We start from the raw sequence: 19,969 nt of genomic DNA on the forward strand, positions 1-19,969 counted from the left end.
CCCCGCCCCCGTCCCGCCGGGTGCCCGGCCCCCGCGCCGCGGAGGGGCAGGCCCGTCCCGGCACCGCGGCCCGGACTTCGGCCGGCGGGCCGGGGCCGGCCAGCGCCCTGGCCGCCGCGGCGACCGGCCCCGCCGCCGGAGGGCCTCCGGCCGCCGTCCGGCAGCCGGACCCCGGTACGACCGCGCAGCCACCGGCCGCGAACCGGGCGGCTCCGGCGGGGGCCGCACCGGCGACCGAGCCGACCGCCGGACGGTCCGAGGACCCGGACGGCGTCTCGCCGGACGCCACCGGCCACCGGACGTCCCCGGCGGCACGCCCGACGACGACGGGCTGGGGCGGCCTGCTCTTCCTGCTCCCGCTGGTGGCCGAGCTGGGGCTGCCCGGCCGGGTGGTTGCCGCGCCGGACCGGTTCGGCGCCGCGCTGCGTCCGGTGCTGCACGGGATGGGCCGGCTGGTCGTGGCCCGTGCCGTCCCCGACGTCGGCCCCGCCGACGCCGACGACCCGGCCGTGCTGGCGTTCGCCGGGCTGGTGCCGGGCAGCGACCCGCCCGGGCCGGTCCCGCCCGAGGTCCTGGCGCCGGAGGTGGACGCACTGGTCGCCGCACTGGCGGACCGGATGGCCCGCGGTCCGGCCGGCGCTCGTGGGTCGGAACGCGCGCTGCTGGTCGCGGTGTGCCGGCGGCGGGCGGTGATCGAGGCCGACCCCGGGTGGATCGACGTGCTGCTCGACCCGGACGAGGTCAGCGTCGACGTGCGCCGGGCCGGACTGGACCTCGACCCAGGGCACCTGCCCTGGCTCGGCTGTGTCCTGAGGTTCCGCTATGGCTGAGCCCAGGCTGCTTGAGCTGCCGGTGCGGTCCGGCGACCGGCTCGACGACGCGCTGGCCCGGATGGCGGGCCGGCTGGCCGTCGCGCTGGACGCCGTGGGCGACGGCGCCGGCGCCCGCTTCCTGCGGGGCCTGCCGGGCGCCGGTGCGCCCGGGCCGGCCGACGGCGGCTGCCTGGACCTGCCCGCCGGGGCGGCCCAGCCGATCGACCGGCTGGTGTCCGGCCTCCGGCTGGGCACTGCCGAACGGGAGCTGCTCGCCCTCGCCCTGCTCGCGCACCACCACGAGGGGGTCGCGGCCGTCCTGCGCACCCTCCATCCGCACGGCCGGCCGTGGCCGACCGTCGGGCTGGCCGGGGCGCTCGCCGAGCTCGGCGCCCTGGCCGGCACCGCGTCCCGCGCGCAGCTGCGTGCCCCGCTCGCCGCGTTGCTGGCCACCGGGTCGGTGGTCGTCGAGGACGACGACGCGCCGCAACCGGAGCGGACGATGCGCCCGGCCGCCCAGCTGTTCGAGGCGCTCACCGGGCTCCCGGGCTGGCCGGACGGGGCCGTGCCCCACCCGCGGCCGGCCCCGTCGGCGGGCGTCCGGAACTGGCTCGGGCAGGAAGCCGTGGCCGGCGCCCGGCGCGCCCTGGACGCCGTCCTGCCGGTGTCGGTGCTGCTGCCCGGAGCCCGGCCGGCCGCGCTGGCCCCCCGGCTGACGGCCCTGGCCGCGACGGCGGGACGGGAGACGGCCGTGCTGCGCGCGGACCGGTGCGACGGTGCGACGGTCAGCGCGGTGCTGCTGCTGGCACTGGCCCGCGACGTCGTCCCGGTGCTGTGGACCGACAACGAGCCGCCGCCGCTGCACCTGACCGTCCCGGACCTGCCGGTGCCGCTGCTGCTGGCCGCTCCGGGCGTCGGGCTGTCGACCTGGCCGCGCCCGGTCCTGGTGCTCCCGTCGGGGCCGCACGCCTCCGCCGACCGGCGCGCCGGGCTGGCCGCGGCGCTGCCCGAGCTCGGCCGGCCGCCGGCTCACCTGGGCCCCGCGACCCTGGAGCCCAGCGACGTCGAGATCGCCGCCACCGACGTCCGGCTGCGCGCGGAGCTGGTGCCGGGCCCCACCGGCTGGGACCACGTGTTGGAGCGGGTCGACGCCCGAGCCGGGGACGCGGTGCCGGTCGGAGCAGCGCTGGTGCATCCGCAGGCGGGCTGGGACGACCTCGTGCTGCCCGCCGACCGGCTCACGCAGCTACAGGAGGCCGCCGCCAGGATGCGGGTGCAGTCGGTCGTGCTGGACGACTGGGGCATGCTGCGCGGCCGCCGCGGACTGCGCGGGCTGCGCCTGCTGTTCGCCGGCCCCCCGGGCACTGGCAAGACGCTGGCCGCCGAGGTGCTCGCCGGCGAGCTCGGTCGGGACCTGCTGGTGGTGGACCTGTCCCAGCTGGTGTCCAAGTGGATCGGGGAGACCGAGAAGAACCTCGCTGCCGTGTTCGACGCCGCCGAGGACGGCGGGGCGGCACTGCTCTTCGACGAGGCCGACGCACTGTTCGGCAAGCGCACGGAGGTGGCCGACGCCCGGGACCGCTACGCGAACCTCGAGACGGCCTACCTGCTGGCGCGGCTGGAGCGCTTCGACGGGGTCGCGGTGCTGGCCACGAACCTGCGGCAGAACCTGGACGCAGCCTTCGCCCGCCGGATTGAGTTCGTGGTGCCGTTCGACCCGCCCGACGAGGAGGCCCGGCTGGCTTTGTGGCGGCTGCACCTCTCCGGCGTGGCACCGATCGCACCGGACGTCGACCTGCCGGCACTCGCCGCGGTCTACGAGCTGCCCGGCGCCCTCATCCGCAACGCCGCGCTGGCCGCCGCGTTCCTCGCCGCCGCCGAGCCCGCGCCCGAGGCCCGGCGGATCGGGCTGGAGCACCTGGCACATGCCGTCCGTCGCGAGCACCTCAAGGCCGGGCTGTCCTACCCCGGCCCGCCGCCGGGCACTCCGGCCGATCCGCCGACCAGAAGGGGAACACCGTGACCACGGCAACCGAGACCGCAGCCGCCAGCACCACCGTCAAGGACGTGTACGCCGCCGAGGTCACCCGGCTGGACGACGACCTGGCCGCGCGGGAGGCAGGCCTCGCCCGCCTCGCGCCCGAGGCCGTCGCCCAGCGCGAGCGGCTGCAGAAGGCCACGGGCGAGCTGACCGCCCTGAAGCAGCAGGGGTCGACGTGGCAGCAGCAGCTCAACGCGGCGACCAGTCAACCCGAACGGCACCGGTTTGAGCAGCTCCTGGAGGCCGCCCTCATCGCCCAGGGCCCGCTCAACGACGCGCGGCTCACCGCCGCCGAGCGGCTGGCCAGCATCGAGCTCGCCGTGGTGCGGGAGACCGCGCAGGCCGCTCGCACCCGTGCCGACCTCACCCGGGCCACCACCGAGCTCACCCGGGTCCGGCGCGAGAGCGCGGCCGCCACCGCGCGGGTCAACGCCCTCACCGAGACGGTGGCGACGCTGAAGCAGGACGCCGACCGCCTCTCCGACCCGCGCCCCGCGGCGCCGACGCCGACGCCCCCGCGTGGTGGCCGGACGCCGGAAGCCCCAGCGGCTCCCGCCGCCGCACCGCCCAAGCCCACGGCCGCGGCCCTCGAACGGCTGGGGCGGATGCTCGGTGACCCGGCCATGCTGGGCCGCCTGCGGGACCGGGTCACCGAGGCGCGCAAGGGGGACCAGGACCGCGCGACGGCGGTCGCCGCCAGGGAGGCGGACGTCGGGAGGGCGGCGACCGCCCGGTCACCCGTCGACGGTCCCGTCGCCGGCACCGCCGCCGAGCTCGCCGCCGCCCGCGCGGCCGTCGCCGACGTCGTGGAGGGGGGACCGGTGCGGCTGGCGGCGGCCGAGAAGTCCCTGACGGCGATCACCGCGTTCGCCTCCTTCCCCGAGGAGGCGGCGATTGCGGCGATGGCAGCCGAGGTGCAGAAGGGGACCGACGGAGCGCTGGACCGCTGGGAGGTGATGGTGCCGGTCGAGGTCACGGCGCTGGCGATCCAGTTCATCGACGCCGAGGCCGAGCTCGACGCCGTCCGGGCGATGGACGTGGCGGCCCTGACCGACCGGCACGACCGCGCGGACGCCGGGCACGCGGCGGCGCTCGCCACCCAGTTCGCCCGGCAGCTCGACCTCGACACGGCCGCCGAGAGGCTCGCGGCCGCCCGCGACGAGGTCACTGCCCGGGAGGCGACCGCGGCCGACCGGCGGCTGTCCCTGGTGCGCGGGGACCGCTGAGATGACCGCCCCTCGCTCAGCCCCGCTGGCGGCCTCGCTGGAGGTCGATCCCTTCACCTCGCTGGCCGTGCACTTCGGCATGCTGCTGGGGGTGTCGGACCTGCAGGTCCTGTCCGCGAACCCCCGGGGGAAGCTGGCGCTGCACCAGGCCTGGCAGCACGGCAAGGGCGTGGTGTGGGGGTTCCCGCTGTCCATCGGCGCGCACTCCGCCGAGCTGACCGTCGGCCCGGGGCTGTGCACCGATGGGCTGGGCCGTGAGGTGAGCTCGGGGGTCGACCTGTGCCTGGACGTGCGGGCGTGGCTGGAGCAGCAGCGGCAGGCCGGCACCGTGACCACCGGCGAGGACGGCCGGTTCAACGCCCGACTGGTCGTCCGGCACGAGGCGTGCCTGTCCCGGCCGGTCCCGACCGTCGCCTCCTCGTGCGGGCAGGGGGAGGAGTCGGTCGGCTACTCCCGCGTCCTGGAGCTCGCGCACCTGGAACTGCGGCCCTGGGCGACCCGGCCGGTCGACGACCGGGACACCGCGTTCACAGCCCTGCGGGACCTGCTCCGCGACGGCGCCCTCCCGCCGGGGCTGACCACCGGGAGCGGGCGTCTCGCCGACTTCCGGGCGGTCGCGGCGGAGCTCGTCGCCGCGCTCGGCCCGCCGGGCCTGCTGCCGCCGCGACCGGCCGACTGCACCCGGCTGTTCCCCGAGGACGACCCGGGCGAGGTCGTGCTGGCCGACCTGCCGGGCATGGCCGTCGTCCGCGAGGGGTCGGGCAGCTGGCGACTGGACGCACCCGTGATCGACCTCTCCGTCCGGCGCAGCCACGTCCCCACCTGGGTGCTGTCCGAACTGCTCGCCGAGCTGCTCGACGGCACGGTCGGCGAGCAGTGCCCGTCCGATGCCGGCGGCCCGAGGGTCGAACGGGTCCGCGTCGACGGGATCACCGTCACCATCGAGTTCCGGGGCGGGATCGTCCCGGCCACCGTCGCCGCGGCGCTGGAGGTGCGGCCGTTCCGCGAGGCCACGGGCTGGGAGGAGCCAGTGCCGCTCGCGCCGACGCCCGCGACCGACCGGGTCACCTTCGACCTGCCGGCAGAACCCACCGACGAGGTCACCTACCGCATGGTGCTGCGCGGCACCGGCCCTACGCCTGTCGTCGGGCTCGTCGACGGGCGTCCTGTGCCCCTGGCCGGGTTCGTCGGCGACCCGCCGGGCACGCGGGGTCAGGGTCGTGACGTCGTCCGCCGGATCCCGGACCGAGGAGCTCCGTCATGACGCTGACCGACCCCGCCTCCCCCGTCGGCTCGACCGGCCCTGTCGTGCTGACCGGCACCTCAGGCGGGCTGACGTTCGTGCCCGATACCACGCCGCTGGTGGGACTCAACTACTACGACGGGCGGTACCTGCGGGCCGACGACCTGAACCTGGAACGGCGGTCCCAGCGCCGGTACGTCGAGTTCGCCAACCAGGCGGCCGCCGGTCCGGGACCGGTGTGGGGCTTCGAGCTCGCCGGCCTCGGGACGCCGTGCCTGACGGTCGCGGCCGGCCTGGCCGTCGCCCCGGCCGGGCCGGTGCTGCACCTCCCGGTGGGCGTCGAGGCAGACGTCGCGACGCTGACCGCGCGGTCATCGGCCACCCCGCCGTCGCCCGGTCCAACCACGTCCGGGTTCACCGAGTGCCTGCCCGATGCCGCCGAGCCGGCCGCCGCGGTGGTGCCCGGCACCGGGCTGTACCTGGTCTGCCTCGCTGCGGGCAGCGGGCTGTGCGGGCACGCGGAGGTCTTCGGCCGGCCCTGCGACGACGGCTGCGTGACGGCGACGGACCGGCCCTACGTCGTCGACGGCGTGACGCTGCTGCTCCGGCCGCTCAGCCTCGACCTGCGGCCGTTCTCCCAGCCCGGGGTCACCCGGCCCGAGCTCCACCTGCGCTCGCAGGTCGCCTCCGCCTGGTTCGCCGAGGAGCGCCGCGCCGCGGGGAGCCGGCTGTCGGCGACGGGTCTCGGGGCGGGGCTGTGGGGTGCCGGGGCCGGCTCCCTGGCCGGTGAGGACGTCGTCCCCCTCGGCGTGCTGGGGTGGGACGGCTCCCGCATCACCCTGCTGGACATGTGGACGGCCCGCCGTGAGCGGATGGAGCCGTCGCCGCGCAGCCACTGGGCCGGCCGGGTCGAACAGCGGCCGTGGCCGGTGTTCCTGGCCCAGGTGCTCCAGTTCCAGAGCCAGCTCGCCGCTGCGCCGCCCGCAGCCGCGACCATCCCGGCGCGGGTCCTCGTCGAGCGCGGCTTCGTGGCGGCGCCCGCCGCCTTCTACCTGGGCATCGACCCGGCCGGGGACGTGCGCGCCCAGGCTCAGGACCTGCTCGGCCCCGGAGTGGAGCTGCGGCTGTGCGCCGTGCGCCGGGACCAGGTGCCACACGAGCTGGAGCGCGCCCAGCACATGGACCGCATCTCCCTGCTCCGCGGCATCGCCGACCCGGCCGCCCGGGAGCAGGTCGACGTCCTGGTGCCCGACGGTGTCCTGCAGTCCACCGCGGGGCAGCGGACCGGCATCGGCTTCGCCGTGGACCTGGACATCGGCGTGCCGCGCCCGGGGCCGCAGCCGCGGCGGCGCGCGGGTGCCGACCCGTTCCAGCTGCACCTCTCCGGAACCGGCCGGGTCGCCTTCGGGCGGGCGATCGACGTGCGTGCAGCCGTGGCCGCCGCAGCGGCGAATGAGCTCGGCACGTTCGTCCGCCTGCTGGGCGGACTCTTCGCCGAGGGGACGTCGGTGACCGCGGCCGGGGACGAGCTGGGCGAGATGTCCTTCGGCCTCAGCCGGTCACCGCGGGAGCAGATCGCTGACACCGCCCGGGCGGTGTTCGGTGCCACGTCCCGGGCCCGGGCCGCGGGGAACCGCGCAGTCGTGTCGGTCGGGGGGAGGTCGGGCGCACGCGTCGTGGCACTGCTCACCTCCCTCACCGTCGACGACGACCCGTTCTCCCTCCAGCCCCAGCAGGAGACGGCGGTCGAGTTCTGCGTGGAGGCGGCCCTGCCCAGGAGCGACACGGCCCACTTCGCCGTCCGCCTCCCGGGCCGGGTGCGGCGGCTGGCACCCACCACGGCCCCCACCCAGGACGGCGAGGTCGCGCTGGAGCTCACTGGCGTGCCGTTCCTCGACGGGGTGCCCGCAGATCGGTCGGTGGTCGTCCGGCTGCTGGCGCGACGGTCCGAGGAGGACGACGGCCGGCAGGTGCTGCGGGTGAGAACCGCCGACCGGTCGCTCGCGGTGGAGGTCGGCTGGCAGGGCGCACCCGTCGGGGCTCACGGCGAGGTCACCGTCCTGGCCGGGGCGCCGCCCGAGGAGGCGGCCCCCGGGGAGGGCGCGGAGGACGAGCCGGCGGGCACCCCGGCAGAGCCGGCCCGCCGGTCGGTCGCGACGCTGGAGGCGCTCGAGGACCCCCGGATCGGCTACCGGGGCGACCCGTACCACGACATGGCGGTGGACGCGCTCACCATCCTGTCCAGCGCGCATCCGGAGCCCGACTTCGTCGAGACGCAAGCCCGGTTGCTGTTCCCGGACGACGACGCCACCGTCGCCACGACGACGGTGCGCGCCGCGACGGACTGGGTGCTGGTGCGTCGCCGCCGCCGGGAGTGCTGCGAGGGCGCTGCTGTGCCGCCCGTGGAGGTCGCGGCGGTGACGGCCTGGGTGCTGCGGACCGGCTCGGGGGAGGACGCGCGGACCGTCGCATCGGACGTCGTCGGCGGCGACTGGCCGGCCGAGGGCTGGGAGCGGGCCGAGCTCGCCTTCGCGCCGGGCAGCGCGACCCTGCTGACCCTGGCCGACACCTGGCGCACCCGGTACGGCCAGCTGAACGGGGGGAGCCGGGTGGCGCTGGCGGGCTACACCGGCATGCCCGGGTCGCAAGCGGCGACGACCGGCATCGGCCGGCTGACCGCCGTGCTCGACGCACTGACCCCGGCGGCGGAACTCGACTCCGACGGGGTCCGCGACTTCGTCAGCGACCCGCCGCAGGCCCTCCTGGTGCCCGGCACCGACGGCAGCATCTTCCTGGTCACCTACGACCCGGATCCCGAGCCGGAGCCGGACGACCTCCGGGTCATCGCTGCCTACTCCCAGCTCGACGGGGGAGCGCTCAGCTCGGCGATCATCGAGGGGGACGTCGCCCCGGTGCAGACGGCCGAGGCCCAGCCGCCTGAGACCAGCGCGCTCGACGAGCTCGGCCAGGGTAGCGACCCCGCCACCGACCTGTCGGCCGTCCCGTTCGAGGCACGGAGGTCGCTGGTGGACCACCGGGTCGCGGCGCACCGCGAACTGCACTCGGTGCTGTGGACGCACGAGGACCTGACCGCCGACGTCCGGGCGGCGCTCGGGACGCTGGCCGGTCGGGTCCGCGACAGCCTGCGGGCCGAGCCGGAGCTGGTGGACCTGGTCGACCTGCCTGCACAGGAGGTCGACTTCGACCGCGGCCCCGACGGCGCGGCAGCCCGCCTGTACGTGATCGTGACCAACGAGCCGGACGTCGGGTGAGGCGATGGGCACCGACGTGGCGTCCGCCGACGCCGAACGCAAGCCGGACACCCGGCGGAAGGCGGTCGAGGAGCCGAAGGGCACCTCGGCAGCCCCGGCCGCGCCCGGGGGCGGCCTGGGGGAACGTCAGATCCAGGCGAAGGCCGCCTCCGGGACGACGGCCGTCGGGCCCACCGACGACCCCGCCGAGCGGGCCGCCGACGACGCAGCGGACCGGGTGATGCGGATGGTCGAGACGCCGGCCGCGCCACCGCAGACCCCTCCGCCGGCCGCTGCGCCCGCCACCACAGGTGCCGGCCCACCGGTCCAGCGCACCACCGACCCGACGGCCGACCAGCGCCTGCCCACGGCGCCGGTGGCGGCACCGGCCCGACCGGGCAGCGCCGCCACGGGGGCCGCGTTGGCCGACACCACCACGCCGGCGGGGGTCCCGGGTCCGGTGTCCGAACCGGCGTCCGCGGGCGGCGGGATGCCCGAGGCGCCGACCCCGGCGGGCGCTGCCCCGGTCGTACCCCCGCCGGCTGCGGCGGGCCCAGGACCGGCCGAGACCGGCACCCCGGCTCCGGACCCGGAACCCCCTGCGCCCGAGGGGGAGGCGCCGGCCCGGGAGACGCCCCGGGTCCCGCCCAGCGTGGAGGAGTACCTGAACGCCAGCAGGGGCAAGGGCGCGCCCTTGCCCGAGGGCATCCGCACGACCTTCGAGGGCTCTTTCCGCCGGCCGCTCGACGACGTGCGCGTGCACGACGACGGCGCCGCCGACGACGCCGCCCGGTCGCTGGGGGCCCTCGCCTTCACCCGGGGCAACGACATCTACTTCCGCGCCGGGGCCTACGACCCGACCAGCCCCGAGGGCAAGCGACTGCTCGCACACGAACTGGCGCACGTCGTCCAGCAGCGGCCCGGGGTGAACCGCAAGAGCCCCGGCCTCGGTGGCGCGGTGGTCCGGCGCAAGCCGACCTCCGGGAGCGCTGCTGCGTCGGCGACGGGCAGCGGCGGCGGGAAGGGCGGCGCTGAGGTCCCGGGGAAGATCGTCGAGAACCCGAAGCGGATCGAGATCGACCAGCTCGTCGTCCCCACGTACAAGGCCCGGCACATGAAGGCCCCTGAGTACAGCCTGCGCAAGGGGACGCGGGAGGAGAACCCCACCAAGCAGGGGCAGGTGTGGCGCCGCCGGTCCAAGCCGCTGCTCCAGGACGCCTTCGCCAAGCGGACCACGGCCCTGTCCCAAGCGCCCGGTGTGCAACAGACGGGGACGCCGGCGTGGTACCTCCAGCTCGGCACGCACCAGCACTTCCTCATCGGCACACCCGAGTCGATGGCCAACGACACCCGCATCCCACCCTGGGACAAGAAGGGGAAGCTGCGGTCCTTCGACATCGACCACATCATCGAGGCCCAGCTCGGCGGGGACGACGAGAAGCCGACCCCCAACCTGTGGCTGCTCGACAGCTCACTCAACCGGTCGGCCGGCTCGACGATCCGGGGGAACATCGACGCTGCGCTCCGCGGCTTCCTGGCGAACACGGCACCGAAGCAGATCGAGCCTGGCAAGGTCCCACGAGAAGCCGAGGCCCGCAAGGACTGGGAGATCGTATTCAAGAGTGTGAAGGGCACTGGTCCCGACGTCCACGACGAGGACTTCTGGAGCGAGGACGACCTCACATCGGGCAAGGATGAGATCGTCGCCCCGCTGAGACTCGCTCCGCCCAAGAAGGTCGAGGAGCTGCGGGGCACCCAGGACGAGCTCTCGATCTACGACAGGGCGCTCGGCGGCGGGATGGTCCGGCATCCGCGCACCGGAGACGACAGCCCGATCAAGGGATGGAAGAGCCCGCTGTTCAGCTTCGAGAGCGTGAAGTTCACGGAAGCCAACAGCAACGGTCAGGGACAGGGCACCTTGACGGGCACCGCCTTCAAGGACAACAGCCTGGCCGAGCAGGCGCCGTTCTCCGTGCCCATCAAGCCGATGAAGGGCGTGCAGTGGGGCGGGGCCGTGACGCCGGGGCGGATCGACCACTGGCGGGTGAAGGCGTTCAGCCCCATGACCTTCCCCGAGCTGGACTTCGACGTCAGCAAGGGCTTCATCGGACGCGGGGTCATCCCCAAGCCGAGTCTCAGACTGCTGGAGAACGTGGAGATCGCCGCCGTCCTCGACCGCGAACTCCGACTCGAGGCCGTCATCCATGGCGGCGACCTCCAGCTGCCCGGTCCCTTCACGGTCGGCGGCGGGACGTTGGTCCTCAGCGCGGGCGCGTCCGGCCTCGCGGTCGAGGGCTCGATCGACTTTGAGATCGAGAAGCTAGCGACGGGAACCATCACCGCCCGGAAGGGGACGAGCAGTGACTTCGCGCTGGACGTGGAGCTGACCTTCGACAAGCGGATCTTCACCGATGCCCAGGTCAGCGGCTCCTACTCGAAGGGGGCCTGGGCGCTCTCGGGACGCATCGGCGTCGGGCAGGACAAGGTCAAGGGCATCAAGCGGGCGTCGGTCGACGTCCGGGTCGACGACGACAGCGTCACGGCGGTCGGCGAGTTCGAGACCACCCTCAAGGGCGTCGAGAAGGGCTCGCTCGGCTTCGTCTACGACGAGGCCACGGGCATGGCCATCAGCGGGGAGATCCTGCTCGGCAAGGGCATCCCCGGGATAAGGGGCGGCAAGCTCGCCGCCGTCGTCAAGGAGGGCACCGAGGGCTGGTCGGTCGCCGGTGCGGTCACTGCTGAGCCCGACGTCCCCGGCCTCACCGGAGCGATCACCGGCACCTACGCCGACGGGGCCTTCGACGTCCAGGCCGACCTCGCGTACGAGCGCGGCCTGGCGAAGGGGACCGTCCAGGCCGGGCTGACCAACCGAACCCTGGACGCCGCCGGCCTGCCGACCGGCCCCATCGCGAAGGACGGCTCGCTGACCGCCTACGGCGGCGGGACGGTGACGCTGACCATCACGCCCTGGTTGCAGGGCACGGTCGGCCTCCGGCTGACGCCCAAGGGCGAGATCGAGGTGACCGGCAAGGTCGCCCTGCCCTCGCACTTCGACGTCTTCGACGAGAGGAAGGTCGAGCGCAAGGTCTTCTCGATCGGGATCGACATCCCCATCGTCGGTGTCGCCGTCGCCGGTCAGCGGATCGGCATCTTCGCCACCATCAGGGGCGGGATGTTCGTCGGGGTCGGCTTCGGGCCGGGGCTGCTGCGCGACGTGTCGCTGGCCGTCACCTACAACCCGGACAGGCCCGACGACACGACAGTCTCCGGCGCCGGCACCTTCGTCGTCCCGGCGCACGCCGGCCTGCGGCTGCAGGTCGACGGCGGGGTGGGCGCGGGCATCCCGGTCGTGAGCGCCACGGCGGGGGTGTCCATCTACGGCGAGGTCGGTCTCGTCGGGGCCGCCTCGGCCGACGCCGCGATCAACTGGTCACCCCGGACCGGCATCGTGCTCGACGCCCGCGGGGAGATCTTCGTCGAGCCGAAGTTCCGCTTCGGCATCGACGCGTTCGTCGACGTGAGCGCGGACCTCCTCGTCACCGATGTCGAGCTCTACCGCCGGAAGTGGAAGCTCGCGGCGTTCGAGTACGGGTCGAACCTCCGCTTCGGGCTGGCCTTCCCACTGCACTACGAGTCGGGCAAGCCGTTCCAGCTGGACTTCGACCAGATCCAGTGGACCTACCCGCAGATCAACCCGGGCGACCTGCTCGGCGGCCTCGTCAAGCAGCTCGTCGGATAGGAGACCGTGCCATGTTCGCGACCCCCGAGTCCCCGGCACGACCGCTGGTCAACCAGGGTGCGCTCGCGCTCGCCCGCGGGGCCGTCGACGAGGCCGAGCGGCTGTTCCGGCAGGCCGTCGTCGTCGACCCCGCCAATGCGACGGCTCACGCGGACCTCGGCTACCTGCTGGCGGCCACCGGGCGTCATGCCGAGTCCATCGCGGCCTCGGAGCGGGCGATCGGGCTGGAGCCCCGCCGCAGCGCGCCGTGGGCACACCGGGGGATGGCGCAGATCGCCAGCGGGGACGTCGACGGTGGGTTGTCCGCCCTGGGGACGGCGGTGCGCCTGGACCCCGGCAACCACTTCGCCTGGGACGCCATGGCACGCACCCTGCTGGCCCTCGACCGCCCCGCCGAGGCCGAGACCGCCTGGGCCGCTGCCGTCGCCGCCCGGCCCGAGGACGTCGACCTGCAGATCGCGCTGGCCACGGCGCTCGCCGCCCAGGACAAGACGGCGGACGCGGCCCGCGTGCTGCACCGGGCCACCGAGCTCGACCCGGGCTCGGCACGCGCCTGGGTCCAGTTGGGGGTGGTCTCGCTCGTCCGGCAGGACCACGGCACCGCGGGCGAGGCCCTCCTCACCGCGCTGGACCTCGCCCCCGGTGACCCCGACGCCCGCTTCCACCTCGCCCTGCTGCACGTGCTGGTCGGCGCCGTGGAGGAGGCGGGCACGGCCCTGCGCGAGCTCGTCGCCGCCGGGGTGCATGCGGAGGAAGCACGCCACCTCCTCGAGCGACTGCCGGGTAACGGCCGGGTGACAGTGCCCCTCGACGATTCTCCCAGTCACTCAGGGAGGACCTCATGACCAGCACCCCCCGAACGGCCGACACCGACGGACAGGCCCGCCCAAGGCGCGCAGGCCCGGATGTGCTCGACGACCTGCGGTGCAAGGCGGAGGGGATCCAGGAGCAGGCCGAGTACAACGCCGAGCAGGCGCCGGCGCTGGAGCAGGCCCGGACGTCGTACGAGCAGGCGCGCTCGGCCTACACCGCGGCACGCGCTGCGGCGGAGCCGAAGGTGCAGCAGGCCCGCGAGCGGCTCAACGACTGTGTCGACCGGGTGAAGTGCCAGCTCGACGAGGACGACCTGCACCACCTGCCGCGGGCCTACGAGCGGGTGTCGGACCGCCTCAGGAAGTGTGGCGGCGACAGCGACGGCTGTTGCTGGCACGGGGACTGCGACTACGACGACGACGTCCGGCGGTGCGACCCCGACGACGTCCCGGGACTCCTGGCGGACATCACGCGGGAGACGCAGGAGGCCACCGCCTGCTTCGCGGACCTCATCAAGGAGCCGGACGCCGCGCTGCCCGGCCGCGTCGACAAGTTGGTCGCGGAGGTACAGGGCATCGTCGACCTGATCGGCGCCGGCGAGACCGCGCCCACCGACACCTACGCGCGCGTGCTGGTGGCCCGCCGGCACCTCAAGGCCGTCTGGCGCGGCTTCACGACCACCAACGACTACATGGACTGCTTGGGCGACGCCCTCACCTGCATGGTCAAGGGGCACGCCGCGATCGGTGAGCTCAAGCGCAAGGCGGCCGTCGCCGCGTGCTTCCAGCGGTCGTGGGTGGCGGCCTGTCAGCGGCTGGCCGACGACACCGTCGCCGAGGTGCTCGCCGAGTACACCCGCATCTGTGCCGAGGACGGCGACGGGGGAGGAGGCGGCTCGGGTCAGTCACCACCCGACGGAAGCGGCCACCCGCAGCAGCCGGAGTACCCCCAGCAGCCGGACACCCCCGAACAGCCGGAGTACCCCGAACAGCCGGGGTACCCCGAGCAGCCGGACACCCCCGAACAGCCGGAGTACCCCCAGCAGCCGGAGTACCCCCAGCAGCCGGACACGCCCGAACAGCCGGAGTACCCCGAGCGACCGGACCACCCGGAGCAGCCGGGCACCCCCGGACGGCCGGGCTACCCCCCGCGACCGGGCTACCCACAGCGTCCGGAGCAGCCGGGTGCCGGCTACGGCCGCGGCGGGGCCGAGCCGCCCGGCTACGGGGACCGTCGACCCGAATCCGGCTACGGGCCCAGCCCGGACACCGGGTACGCAGATCGCCCTGAGGCCGAGTACGAGCAGCGACCCGAGACCGGCTACGGCGAGGGCCAACTCACCTCCGGCCGCCGTCCACCGCGCAAGCGGACCCCCGGCGAGGGTGGCTCCCGGCGTCCGTACCGCGACGAGCGCGGTCGCTACCGGGCGCCCTGATGCCGTCGGTGCCTTGAAGCGGCCGACCCGATGGCGCGGAGCGATGGCGAGAAGGGCAGCGGCGGTCCGGTGCGGGCGATACCCACACCGCCGCCCGCCGCCCCGCTGACGGGCGTGTGCCTCGTGCGCGCCCAGTGGGACGGCGACCGGGTCCGGTGCCGGGTCGTGCTCACCCCGGACGTCAGCGTCCAGGACGCGGAGGTCGTGCTGGAGTGTCGGGACCTCGAGGACGCGCTGCTGGCGGTGCGGGGCTTCCTCGTGGGGTTCGGTGCTCCCGGCGTCGCCTGAGGTCGTTCTCCGGCTGTGACGGTCCGGTGACGACCTGACTCCTACGGTGTTCCTGCTGCGACGGTCGAAGGAGCGGACATGACAACCACGCAGTCGTCGGATCTGCGGATGACCACACTGCCCGTGACTGCGAGGACGATGCTTAATCTCTTCGGTGGTCCGTACGTCTGCGTCGACGGCTGTCGTCGGGAGGTCCCGGAGGGCAGCAAGCGCCTGCTGGCCTTCGTCGCACTGCGGCGTCGGCGCGTGGAGCGCCGCCACGTCGCCGGAGTCCTGTGGCCGGGCGGCAGTGATGAGCGCGCTGCAGGCAACCTGCGGTCCGCGCTCTGGCGACTCCGCGGCGCCGACATCGACCTGCTGGAGGTCGACAACTGCTCGCTGCGGCTGCGGGAGGACGTCGTCCTCGACATCGAGGTGGTGAGCGACTGGGCGGCCCGGCTCATCAAAGGCACGACCCCTCCCGACGAACTCCGCCTCCTCCCGTCCTGGATCGAGGCGCTGGACCTCCTGCCCGGCTGGTACGACGACTGGGTGCTGCTGGAACGGGAGCGGCTCCGCCAGCGCATGCTGCACGCGCTGGAGGCGCTGAGCCGGCAACTGGTGGTGGCCGGCCGCGTCGCCGAGGCGATCGAGGCGGCGCTGACTGCGGTGGCGGTCGAGCCGCTGCGGGAGAGCGCCCAGCGAGCTCTCGTCGTCGCTCACCTGGCCGAGGGCAACCGGGTGGAGGGACGCCGGTGCCTGGACTCCTACCGGGACCTGCTGCTGCGGGACCTCGGCGTCGAACCGGCCGACGACCTGGTGGCGCTGGTGCACCCCCGGCCCGTCCGACCCAGGACGACGGCCTGGTCGGCAGGACCCCGGGGGCCCGTTCCCCGCTGACCGGCGAGCCCGTCGACGACGGAGAGAGAAGGCCCCGCACATGGCGCAGTCCTACGACGCGGTCGTGATCGGCTCGGGCATCAACGGCATGGTCGCCGCCGCGGAGCTCGCCACGGCCGGCTGGACGGTGGCCCTCGTCGAGCGCAATCCGCGGATCGGCGGGTTCATCGCGACGGAGGAGCGGACGGAGCCGGGCTACCTGCACGACACGTACTCCTCGTGGTTGCCCCAGTTCGTGTCCAGTGGTGCCTACGCCGCCCTCGGTGCCGCGCTGCGCGAGTGCGGCCTCGAGTTCGCCAACACCGAGGACGAGCTCTGCGCCACGGTCACCGACGACGGGGAGGTCAGCCTGGCCTACCGCAGCGTCCGCCGGACGGCGGCCGGCCTCGGCTGCCGGGAGGACGGCCGTGCCTATCGGCGGCACCTGCAGTGGGTCGAGGAGAACGGTGCGGCGATCGGCGCGCTGATGGCCGGGGAGCTGCGGTCGATGTCAGCGGTGCGAACGGCGCTCAGCCTGCTCTGGTCCAACGGCGTGGACGGCTCCGAACAGCGGTTGCGGGACCTGGTCACGAGTGGTCGGTCCTGGTGCCGGCGGGAGTTCCTCGGGACCGACGTCGACAGGTTGTGGGTGCCGTGGTTGCTCCACGCGGGGCTCAGCCCGGACCACGCGTCCGGGGGACTGTTGCTGCCGGTGTTCGCGGGACACCTCCACGCCGTGGGGATGCCGGTCGTCGTCGGCGGCTCCGGACGGCTGGTGGACGCATTCGAGGAGCTGCTGCAGTCACTCGGCGTCGACGTGATGCTCGGCACGACCGTCGACGGCGTCGTCCTCGCCGACGGCCGCGCGACGGGGGTCGACTGTGGCGGCGACGCGATCGCGGCCGAGACCGCGGTGCTGGCCTCGGTCACGCCCACCGCCCTGTACGGCAGCCTGCTCCCGCCGGGGAGCGTCGACCGTCAGATCGCGGTCGAGGCGCAGCGCTTCCGCTACGGACGAGCCGCCGTGCAGGTGCACGTCGCCCTCGACGCGCCGTTGCGCTGGCACGACGAGCGGCTGAGCCGGACTCCCGTGGTCCACCTGTCGGACGGCAGCGCGAGCACCGGTATCGCCTGCGCCGAGGCCGAGGCCGGGCTCCTGCCGACGTCCCCCACCGTCGTCGTCGGCCAACAGCACGTCCTGGATGCCTCGCGGGTGCCCGAGGGCGCGGGCGCGCTGTGGGTGCAGCTGCTCGAGATGCCGTGGGAGCCCCGGGGTGATGCCCGCGGTGAGCTCGACGTCTCCGCGGGATGGAACCGGACGCTGGCGTACGGGGTGGCCACCCGCGCTCTCGACCGGCTGGCCCCCCACGTCGACCGGCTGCGGGAGTCGGTTCGCGCCGTCGACGTGCTGAGTCCGGTGGACCTGGCGCGCTACAACGTCAACGCGGTCGCGGGCGACCCGTACGGCGGCGACGCCCAGCTGGACCAGGCCTTCCTCTGGCGGCCGCTTCCCGCCAGCAGCGGGCACGAGACCGCGGTGCCGAACCTGTGGCACATCGGGTCGAGCACCCACCCCGGTGCGGGCCTCGGCGGGGCGTCCGGGCATCTCGCGGCCCAGCGGCTCCTGGCGTCCCCGGGTACCGCCGGGCGCGCACGCCTGGCTGCCTCCCGACGTGCACTGCACGTGGTCCGTCCGTCGTTGCGGACGGCCCGGGCCGGCACGGGCCATCCGCAGCGGTGACCGCGAAGGGACGTCCCGGTGATGGAGCACTGCACACAGCGGCACTTCAGCGACGGTTGGCCCGTGTGAGGGGAGGTGCTCACGGCGACTGAGCGGACCCTCACGTCGCGGCGTCGCCATCCGGCTGACGACCTGGACCGGGCCGGTTCAGCTGTCGTGGCCGCGGACGCCGCTCACGACTAGCTGTAGTGCGAGGAGGCACCAGGTCGCCGATGGCGTCCCTCGGGTAACCCCCACACCTGCCGATGTCGCGACCAGCAGGACCCCAAGCGGCAGACCGCTGTTCGGGGTTCGACTCGGTGTCCGAGGGGGACTTGAACTTACGTGAGCTGTGGTGCATCGAGCATCCCCACAAGTCGCTGAGCTGGACGTTTGGCATCGCTGTCACAATCGTCAGATAGCGAAAAGGCATCCAAGTACCCCCTGATGCAGGGTGCGCGGTATCAAGATCGGTATCTCGAAACTGAGCGGGGACATGCCGGATACGAGGCCTCCTGCCGGCAGCGGGCCTGGGAGCAGTCACGCGCCGCTGCCTCAGGGCTGGCAGCGGTCCAGGTCATCGAGCGACGCATCGAGGTGCCTGTGCCGGCAGCGCCCAAGCCCGCGGACTGGCCCGCGCTGCCGCACGCTCGCGCGTCAGATTGACGACGGACGTATCTACGACCGCGACCTCGACGAGCTGGCCGCAGCCATCAACGCCGTCGTCGACGCGTGCGTGCGACGGCCAGCCTTCCGTCAGCAAGGTCGAGCATCGGGCTGGGGTGTCAGGTGACGGCGCGAGGGGTGACCGTGTACAGCGCGGACATGACGAGCCGTCGCGGATGTGTCACCTCGTCGATCCGACTTTGTCACCCCCGCCGCTTGTCAGTGCCCGGCCCTGTTGTGGCGCCTCTTCCGGTGAACGCCGGCGCCAGGAGCCGGCGTTCACCGGCCGGGCTCTCCGGCGGGTGTACGAGCGGAAGAGGTGACTCACCTCGACCGTCCGAGCGTCGTTGGACACCGAACGGACCCGTTTGCGTCGCGACGGAACAACGGACCCTTGGGCCGAGATCAGCGCGGCGGACCTCCGGTTCCTCACCAGCAACGACCCAGAGCGGGTCAGCGCCGCCTACGAGGTCGCCCTGAGCCCCGTCCTGAGTGAGGCCACCATCCGATCCATAAAGGGTCGAGGAGATCAAGGCCGCCGCCGAGAAGGACGACGGCGTGGAGCTCGTCGGCATCGCGGGCGCCTCCGACGGAGGCGATCTGCTCTTCCATGAGGCCTGCCACGACCTGGGTGTGAGGATGCACGTACTGCTGCCCGTACCCGAGCTGGTCTATCGCGCCACAGCCCTGTCCCGGCAGGCGTCGCGCTGGGCCGAGCGATACCACACGGCCCTGCGGAGGGCTGCCGAGGTTCGCACCCTAGCCCGCAGCCACAGGATGCCGGGCTGGCTCGCGACGAGGCCCGACTACGACACCTGGCAGCGGAGCAACCGCAGGATCCTGCACTACGCGTGGGCCGCGACGACGACGGGGCGGGTCACCGTTCTGGCGCTCTGGAACGGGCAAATGGGCGACGGCAAGGGCGGGGTTGGCGGACATGGTGGCCACCGGCCTGCACCGGGGCGTGGACGTCCTCACAGTCGACACCACCGCGCTTTTCGAGCTGTCTGATGTCCCGGGGGCGGATCAGGTAGTGGCTTCCTCGCGGTCCGGGCTCAGACGGTGGAGGGAGTCGACACGGAGCGCGACTGCAAGGCCTCACCGTTCTTGGCGACGAGGAGGGTGCGATGGCCCAGTGTCTGGTTTGCACTCCGCCTAGGGACAGGCTGGCGGAGGGGCGCGTCATGCACTGAGACGTGCCGCGACGGCTGAGTGGCGGAACTCGAGCACGTTAGGCCCGTCAGGGGTCAGGTGCTCGAGTCCTTGCCCGGGCCACCCCCGAGGACCACGTCAGACGGGTAGTCCCTGTGGCGCGAGGAGATAGACGGAGCCGGCGGTGTCGCTGGCCAGGATGCGGTCTCCGGACGGGTCGACCGCGAACGCGGTGAGTGGCGTGCGACCGACGAAGACCGCCCGTACGCGGTCATCGACCCACACCCGCAGGCTGCCGTCCTTGCCGAGTGAGACGGGGGTGTCGTCGTCGAGGAATGCACAGTCGACGACGGCGCCGTCGTGGCCGGTGAGGTGCCGCACCTCGTTCGCCGTCACCACGCGCAGCGACCCGTCCTCGCAAGCGACGGCCAGCCGGGCACCGTCCGGCGACTCGCAGAAGGCGTGCACGGGACCGCTGCCGCTGGACAGCAGGACATCGCCGCGACCGGTTCTGAGGTCGACGACATGCACGTCCTCGCCGGAGACGAAGAAGACCCGGTCCCCGAGCGCGGAGAATGTGACCTGCGGGAGGTGGAACAGGAGCGGATGGCAGTCGAAGCGGTACTCGATCTGGCCGCACACGAGGCGGCCCCGCTGCAGCACGGCACAGGCGCCGTCCGGGGACCGAGTCCAGCGAACGTTCTCTGTAGACCAAAGTCCGGGCG

12 protein-coding genes and 1 pseudogene are annotated in these 19,969 nt (G+C 74.1%); 12 read left to right on the top strand and 1 reads right to left on the bottom strand.

Features of this window, described 5'->3' with window-relative positions:
• The 12 genes and pseudogenes from FHL79_RS22005 to FHL79_RS22055 form a co-directional block, all read left to right on the top strand.
• Positions 1-830: pseudogene (locus FHL79_RS22005) on the top strand (hypothetical protein); the annotation flags it as partial.
• Complete coding sequence (locus tag FHL79_RS22010; RefSeq protein ID WP_138760696.1) at positions 823-2,835, top strand: ATP-binding protein; 2,013 nt, start codon at positions 823-825, stop codon at positions 2,833-2,835. The pseudogene FHL79_RS22005 and the gene FHL79_RS22010, both read left to right, overlap by 8 nt.
• Positions 2,832-4,079 carry a coiled-coil domain-containing protein gene (locus tag FHL79_RS25265; protein WP_171058290.1) on the top strand — a complete coding sequence of 416 codons (1,248 nt, stop codon included), beginning with the start codon at positions 2,832-2,834 and terminating at the stop codon, positions 4,077-4,079. The genes FHL79_RS22010 and FHL79_RS25265 overlap by 4 nt, the downstream gene beginning before the upstream one ends.
• Before the next feature lies 1 nt (position 4,080).
• The gene (locus FHL79_RS22015) at positions 4,081-5,343 is read left to right on the top strand and encodes a hypothetical protein (RefSeq protein ID WP_138760697.1); all 1,263 of its coding nucleotides are present in this window, start codon (positions 4,081-4,083) and stop codon (positions 5,341-5,343) included.
• Positions 5,340-8,594 (top strand): hypothetical protein, encoded by a 3,255-nt coding sequence (locus FHL79_RS22020; RefSeq protein WP_138760698.1) that lies wholly within the window; start codon positions 5,340-5,342, stop codon positions 8,592-8,594. Before FHL79_RS22015 ends, FHL79_RS22020 begins: the two co-directional genes overlap by 4 nt.
• Positions 8,595-8,598: 4 nt before the next feature.
• Positions 8,599-12,312, top strand: coding sequence for an eCIS core domain-containing protein (locus FHL79_RS22025; RefSeq protein ID WP_138760699.1), 3,714 nt, complete (start codon positions 8,599-8,601; stop codon positions 12,310-12,312).
• An 11-nt stretch (positions 12,313-12,323) separates the two neighbouring features.
• Entirely contained in the window at positions 12,324-13,157 is an 834-nt protein-coding gene (locus tag FHL79_RS22030; RefSeq protein WP_138760700.1) for a tetratricopeptide repeat protein, read from the top strand.
• Positions 13,154-14,560 (top strand): hypothetical protein, encoded by a 1,407-nt coding sequence (locus FHL79_RS25600; protein WP_218938566.1) that lies wholly within the window; start codon positions 13,154-13,156, stop codon positions 14,558-14,560. Before FHL79_RS22030 ends, FHL79_RS25600 begins: the two co-directional genes overlap by 4 nt.
• A gap of 114 nt (positions 14,561-14,674) precedes the next feature.
• Entirely contained in the window at positions 14,675-14,848 is a 174-nt protein-coding gene (locus FHL79_RS25270; RefSeq protein ID WP_171058291.1) for a hypothetical protein, read from the top strand.
• A 78-nt stretch (positions 14,849-14,926) separates the two neighbouring features.
• Positions 14,927-15,727 (top strand): AfsR/SARP family transcriptional regulator, encoded by an 801-nt coding sequence (locus FHL79_RS22040; protein ID WP_138760701.1) that lies wholly within the window; start codon positions 14,927-14,929, stop codon positions 15,725-15,727.
• A gap of 40 nt (positions 15,728-15,767) precedes the next feature.
• The gene (locus FHL79_RS22045) at positions 15,768-17,447 is read left to right on the top strand and encodes a phytoene desaturase family protein (RefSeq protein WP_138760702.1); all 1,680 of its coding nucleotides are present in this window, start codon (positions 15,768-15,770) and stop codon (positions 17,445-17,447) included.
• Positions 17,448-18,650: 1,203 nt separating this feature from the next.
• On the top strand, positions 18,651-19,103 hold the full coding sequence (locus FHL79_RS22055; protein WP_138760703.1) for a hypothetical protein: 453 nt from the start codon (positions 18,651-18,653) through the stop codon (positions 19,101-19,103).
• Between the two features lie 279 nt (positions 19,104-19,382).
• Here the strand turns inward: FHL79_RS22055 and FHL79_RS22060 are convergent, their stop codons facing one another.
• Positions 19,383-19,907 carry a WD40 repeat domain-containing protein gene (locus FHL79_RS22060; protein WP_138760704.1) on the bottom strand — a complete coding sequence of 175 codons (525 nt, stop codon included), beginning with the start codon at positions 19,905-19,907 and terminating at the stop codon, positions 19,383-19,385.
• Between the last annotated feature and the right edge of the window lie 62 nt (positions 19,908-19,969).

This window comes from Modestobacter altitudinis, assembly GCF_005930475.1.
Taxonomy (GTDB): domain Bacteria; phylum Actinomycetota; class Actinomycetes; order Mycobacteriales; family Geodermatophilaceae; genus Modestobacter; species Modestobacter altitudinis.

What these genes read in the sequence shown, in the direction of transcription:
- FHL79_RS25600 (WP_218938566.1), top strand. Translation starts at nt 13,154, where the DNA reads ATGACCAGCACCCCCCGAACGGCCGACACCGACGGACAGGCCCGCCCA.
- FHL79_RS22045 (WP_138760702.1), top strand. Translation starts at nt 15,768, where the DNA reads ATGGCGCAGTCCTACGACGCGGTCGTGATCGGCTCGGGCATCAACGGC.
- FHL79_RS22040 (WP_138760701.1), top strand. Translation starts at nt 14,927, where the DNA reads ATGACAACCACGCAGTCGTCGGATCTGCGGATGACCACACTGCCCGTG.
- FHL79_RS22030 (WP_138760700.1), top strand. Translation starts at nt 12,324, where the DNA reads ATGTTCGCGACCCCCGAGTCCCCGGCACGACCGCTGGTCAACCAGGGT.
- FHL79_RS22015 (WP_138760697.1), top strand. Translation starts at nt 4,081, where the DNA reads ATGACCGCCCCTCGCTCAGCCCCGCTGGCGGCCTCGCTGGAGGTCGAT.
- FHL79_RS22020 (WP_138760698.1), top strand. Translation starts at nt 5,340, where the DNA reads ATGACGCTGACCGACCCCGCCTCCCCCGTCGGCTCGACCGGCCCTGTC.
- FHL79_RS22010 (WP_138760696.1), top strand. Translation starts at nt 823, where the DNA reads ATGGCTGAGCCCAGGCTGCTTGAGCTGCCGGTGCGGTCCGGCGACCGG.
- FHL79_RS22025 (WP_138760699.1), top strand. Translation starts at nt 8,599, where the DNA reads ATGGGCACCGACGTGGCGTCCGCCGACGCCGAACGCAAGCCGGACACC.